Raw genomic sequence first — 4,979 nt, 5'->3', positions numbered from 1 at the left:
ATCTTCTTCAAAGTCAGCAAGCTTTACAAAATCTGAATCCATGTATCTAGTGTAATAATTTGTTTCTGGCAAGTCGCTGTACTTATATGGTCCTTCTTTAAATATTTCTCTGTTGTAGGTTTTTCCAAAGGAATTTTCTAGAAAGTTTAAAGTGTAAGCAGATAAAATTTCTCTTTGATCATCAGCATCAAGTAGCTCTTTTCTATTTAGGAATAGTCCCTCTCCTGGGTCACAATCAAAATCTCCCCAAAGTTTGTTAAAGTTTCCATGATTAGCATATCCAAGATAAAGAGCTGTTTTAAAGTTATCCTTTACTCCAGAAAAAATTACATTGTCATACATAAGCATTCCTTCAAAACCATCTACATCAGCATCGTTAGTACCAGCAATAGTAAAATAATTTACATCTCTTAAAATTATATTTTTGTCTGAAGGCTTGTACTGATTATAAGTCGGAGCAACTGTAATTATTCCCTTTATATTAAAATCATATTTGTGAGGAATTTTTCCATTGTCAGGATTAAATTTAAGCTCATTAAAGTTATAGGCAATAGCTGCAGCTTCTCCTCCTCTTGAGTGTCCCATTATAGCAATATTATTTCTATCAAATCTATTGTAAAGTGGACTATTTTCTATCTTATTTCTTTTAAAAATATTTTCCATATTTTCAAGAAGAAGAATAGCTCTTGCATCATTTTCATTTCCAACTCCAAATTTCATAAATCCATTTAACATATTCATGTCAACTGATACCATGACAATTCCTCTTTTTGCAAGATAATGGCCAAGATAATCATAACCTAGATAATTTTTTGTCGTGAATCTGTGATTTCCATGGACTACAAATAAAACTGGCGCCTTTTCTAAACCCTTTGGAGCATAAATTCTTCCTCTCACATCTGTCTTATTAAGTCCCTTTCCAAAAAATTTGTCTCTAATTTTTTTTGTATTTCCTGAATAATTCACAAAATCTGTGAGATCTACTGGATTTGCTTGATAATCAATTACTTCTACCTTATATTTTTCAGTTTTTCCAGCAACTTTATCTTTTTCTAAATCCATTTTATAAATTTCTTTAGATTGAAAACCTGGAAATACCATAAAATAAACTGACCCTGCAATAATTGCCGTAGCTGGAATTAAAAATAAAAGTGCTAATTTTTTCTTGTTTTTCACAAAGGAAACCAAAGACTTGGAAAAAGTTACAAGCACAAGAAAGGCTAAAGCAATAAAAATTATTTCAAAATAATCTATATTTACATAATATAAACATTCGTCATAAAAGTACTTTAATCCCCAGATAAGAATTGCGTAGATGGCAAGATTTCTTGCCCTAACTCTCTTTAAAAGTAAAAATCCTATTTTTAGTAGCTGCCAAAGTATAAAATATAAGGCATAAAATAGCAAAGCTATAAGTAAAAATGCCAGTGGCTTTGGCAAAGCAAAATCTGCTAGATAATAATAAAAAAAGGTGGCAGAAAATAAGGATATAATTGCCACCATTATAAGGGCAAAACCACTGGTTCTGCCAAAATGTTTCTTAAAAAAATTATTTATTTTGTTGGAAATTTTAACTAAAAAATTATTTATTTTCATAACAAGGGGATAAGACCTCTCTTATCCCTAATCCCTCTCCAATTCTACTAATTCACTTTCGTCATATTCTTCCATATTAAGTGATCTCGATTGATTTATAAAAGTTTTATTAAACTCTCTTGTCCTCTTGATCTCAGATAGTTCAAGATATACAGTTTCCTTTTCGTCATCAACTTCATACATAACTTTTACAAGCTCTTGTATTGTGTACGTGGAAACAACTGTACCCTTTCCCCTTTCAGTTTTTACAATCTCTCCTGGTCTTGGCATTTTTTTATTTATACATTCGTATCCATCTTGCTCGTACTTTAAGCAACACATAAGTCTGCCACATATACCAGAAATTTTTGAAGGGTTTAGGCTTAGGTTTTGATCCTTTGCCATCTTAATTGAAACTGGTGAAAACTCACTTAAAAAAGTTGAGCAACAAGTTGGTCTGCCACAACATCCAAGTCCACCAACATACTTCGCCTCATCACGAACACCAATTTGTCTAAGTTCAATTCTCGTTTTAAAAATTGACGCCAAATCTCTTACGAGTTCTCTAAAGTCAACTCTTCCATCTGCTGTAAAGTAAAACAAAAGTTTTGAGCGATCAAAAGTGTATTCACAAGAAATCAACTTCATATCAAGTCCATGTTCTTCAACCTTTTGCTCGCATATTATTATTGCTTCCTTGGCTTTATTTCTGTTTTCCACATTGATATTTTTATCTTCGTCAGTCGCCAAGCGTATAACAGGTTTTAACTCACCCTTAATACTTTCTTCGTCTACTTCTTTTAAAAGCTCAACTGCTCCAAACTCAAGGCCTCTCACAGTTTCAACAATTACATAATCTCCAATATTTAAATCTATATCAATGGGATCAAAATAATAGATTTTTCCAGTTCGCTTGAACCTTACTCCTGCGATTTCTATCATCTAATTCCCCCTAAATCCATTAACAATTTCTCTATATTTAAATCGAAATTTACATTTTTTTCTTTGCGTCCCAAAGCATTTATAATAGCATCATAGGAATCTATTGCTCTATCAATAGAAACATCTTGTAACTTCAAAAGGTCAATTTTATCTATATTTACAATAAAATCTTCTCTAGCACTTTTTAAATACACTAGATCAAGATACCAAATTATCATAAGATTTAAAATTTCTTTGAAATCATCTTTATTGTCCTTAAAAAATTTCATTTCATCAAATAAAAATCCAGTATTTCTTATAATTCTGTCAGTCATATTTATTACATCTTCTCTTTTTGACAAGAGTTCTGGATCTTCTGAATATCTAAGAGCTAGACTTACATCTCCATTTGAAAGTCTAGAAAAAAGCCTGGCATTTCTCTCTGAAACTTTTCTTGACAACAAAAATTCCTCAATTCTATCTTGAGTTAAATCAGCAAATTTTAAAATTCTGCACCTTGAAATAATAGTTGGAAGAATATTTCTCATATTGCTTGATATTAAAATCAAAATTAAATAATCCATGGGTTCTTCCAAGGTTTTTAAGAGTGCATTTTGTCCTTCGGGCGTAACCTTATCAAAATCGTCTATAATAACAATTTTGTGGCTAGCAGCAAAGGGTTTTGAAAAAGAATTTTCGATTATTTCTTCTATATCTTGTTTTTTTATAGTGTCCTTTTTTTTCACCACAAAGAGGTCTGCATCTTCATATTCATCTATTCCACTAAAAAATCTCACAGACTCAGCATCATCACTTAGAATTGCCCTTGCAAAATTTTTGGCATGAGAAAATTTACCTATACCCTTACTTCCAGAAAAAAGATAGGCATGACTGTATGACTTATTTTCGAGGTCCCCCTCAAGGCTATTTATTACGGACGTATTTTCTAAAAACATTAGATTCTCTTTGATTCTTCTAAATCAACTACAAAAATTGTAGCCCCAGAAACTTTGAAGTCTCCTTCATCTAAATGTATATCTTCTGGTTCAGTTTCTTCTTTAAAGATTTCATAAATCCTATCAAGCTCTTCTTCCTTACAACCCAATAGAAGAGTAGTGTTTCCTGATTTAAAAAATCCACCAGTAGAAGAAAGTCTAGTTACATATATATCTTCATCTAAAAATCTATCAATTAGTGCATCTGTGTACTTTTCTTGCACTATTGCAATCATCATTTTCGTATTCATATTATCACCTAAAACCTTTTAAAATCAAATACATCAGTTACAAAAATTGTGGCTCCCCCAACCTTTACTGTTATGGGAACAGGTATCATAGCTTGACCTGGAATATTTACAGGTTGAATAGTCCTTTTAACTTCTCTTGTCTTAGAATTTTCTTCTAGAATTTCCATAAACTTGTCAAGGTCTTCATTTTCTATACCTGAAAGGATTGTCACATTCCCTGATTTTAGAAATCCACCAGTAGAACTTATTGTAGTGACCTTAAAATTATTTTCATTTAAGGTTTTTATTAAAACTTCGCTGTCCTCATCTTGGACTATTGCGATTACAAGTTTCACAAAATCTTCCTTTCTTTAAGAACATTTATACAGTCATTAAAAACTTCTTCGATGCTCTTATTTACATCTATAAAATAATAATTTTCTTCTTTGTCTAAATTATTGTAATAATCTCTTACCAACTTGTGAAATTCGTCATCTTCACATTCAAGCCTGTCATAACACTTCTTGTCTTTTCTAATTAGAGTTGAGTTTTTAGTTCTAAATATAAAAACTATGTCTGGCTTAATTCCTCCAGTTGCAAAATCATTTATTGCTTTTATGTCTTCCAGATTTTGCCCTCTTGCATGTCCTTGATATGCAAGTGAAGATAATACATATCTCTCACATAAAACTGTCACACCTTCATCTAAACTTGGAAGGATTTTTTCGTAAGTATGTTGTGCCCTAGATGCAGAATAAAGAAGTGCTTCAGTCCTCATATCCATTTCCTTTAAGTCCTTATCTAGGATTAAATCTCTAATCTTTTCTGAAATTCTAGTTCCACCAGGTTCTCTAGTCTTAATTGTCTTTATATTATTTTTTAAAAGTTCGTCATAAACTAAGTTGCAAATTGTTGACTTTCCAGAACCATCTGGACCCTCAAATGTTATAAAAGCACTCATTTAACTACCTCAATCTCGTCTTCTAAAAGTCCAATGACTTCTATTCCTTTATTTGTAAATTCATCTATTTTTTTATTATATCCTCACTTATTACTTCGCCAAAACTCACCAAAGGAACTCCAGGTGGGTAGGCTGCAATAATTTCTTTTGATATTCTATCTGAAGCATCTTTATAAGAAATTCTTTCGCCATCACATAAAAAAGCTTCTCTTGGAAGCATCTTTTTCTCTGGAATAGGTATTTCCTGTGGAAAAATCTTCTTATAATTTTTATTTTTGTAGGATAAAATTGCATCTT

7 protein-coding genes are annotated in these 4,979 nt (G+C 31.3%); all 7 read right to left on the bottom strand.

What is annotated here, in order from left to right:
• On the bottom strand, positions 1-1,440 hold a 1,440-nt coding region (locus tag HGPT_RS09120), incomplete at its 3' end, for an alpha/beta hydrolase family protein (RefSeq protein ID WP_245544047.1).
• A 183-nt stretch (positions 1,441-1,623) separates the two neighbouring features.
• Positions 1,624-2,517, bottom strand: coding sequence for a PSP1 domain-containing protein (locus HGPT_RS00210; protein ID WP_019137889.1), 894 nt, complete (start codon positions 2,515-2,517; stop codon positions 1,624-1,626).
• Entirely contained in the window at positions 2,514-3,452 is a 939-nt protein-coding gene (locus HGPT_RS00205; protein ID WP_019137888.1) for a DNA polymerase III subunit, read from the bottom strand. Before HGPT_RS00205 ends, HGPT_RS00210 begins: the two co-directional genes overlap by 4 nt.
• On the bottom strand, positions 3,452-3,742 hold the full coding sequence (locus tag HGPT_RS00200; protein WP_019137887.1) for a cyclic-di-AMP receptor: 291 nt from the start codon (positions 3,740-3,742) through the stop codon (positions 3,452-3,454). The genes HGPT_RS00205 and HGPT_RS00200 overlap by 1 nt, the downstream gene beginning before the upstream one ends.
• Before the next feature lie 8 nt (positions 3,743-3,750).
• A complete protein-coding gene (locus HGPT_RS00195; protein WP_019137886.1) occupies positions 3,751-4,077 on the bottom strand; it encodes a cyclic-di-AMP receptor in 327 nt (108 codons plus the stop codon).
• The gene (tmk, locus tag HGPT_RS00190; RefSeq protein ID WP_019137885.1) at positions 4,074-4,682 is read right to left on the bottom strand and encodes a dTMP kinase; all 609 of its coding nucleotides are present in this window, start codon (positions 4,680-4,682) and stop codon (positions 4,074-4,076) included. Before tmk ends, HGPT_RS00195 begins: the two co-directional genes overlap by 4 nt.
• A gap of 64 nt (positions 4,683-4,746) precedes the next feature.
• Positions 4,747-4,979 (bottom strand): Orn/Lys/Arg family decarboxylase (locus HGPT_RS00185; protein ID WP_040542150.1); only part of this gene is annotated, 233 nt, incomplete at its 5' end.

This window comes from Peptoniphilus timonensis JC401 (genome assembly GCF_000312025.1).
In the GTDB taxonomy this organism is placed as follows: domain Bacteria; phylum Bacillota; class Clostridia; order Tissierellales; family Peptoniphilaceae; genus Peptoniphilus_A; species Peptoniphilus_A timonensis.
Note: the sequence above shows the minus strand (reverse complement) of the source record. Positions and strands in the feature narration are given on the sequence as shown.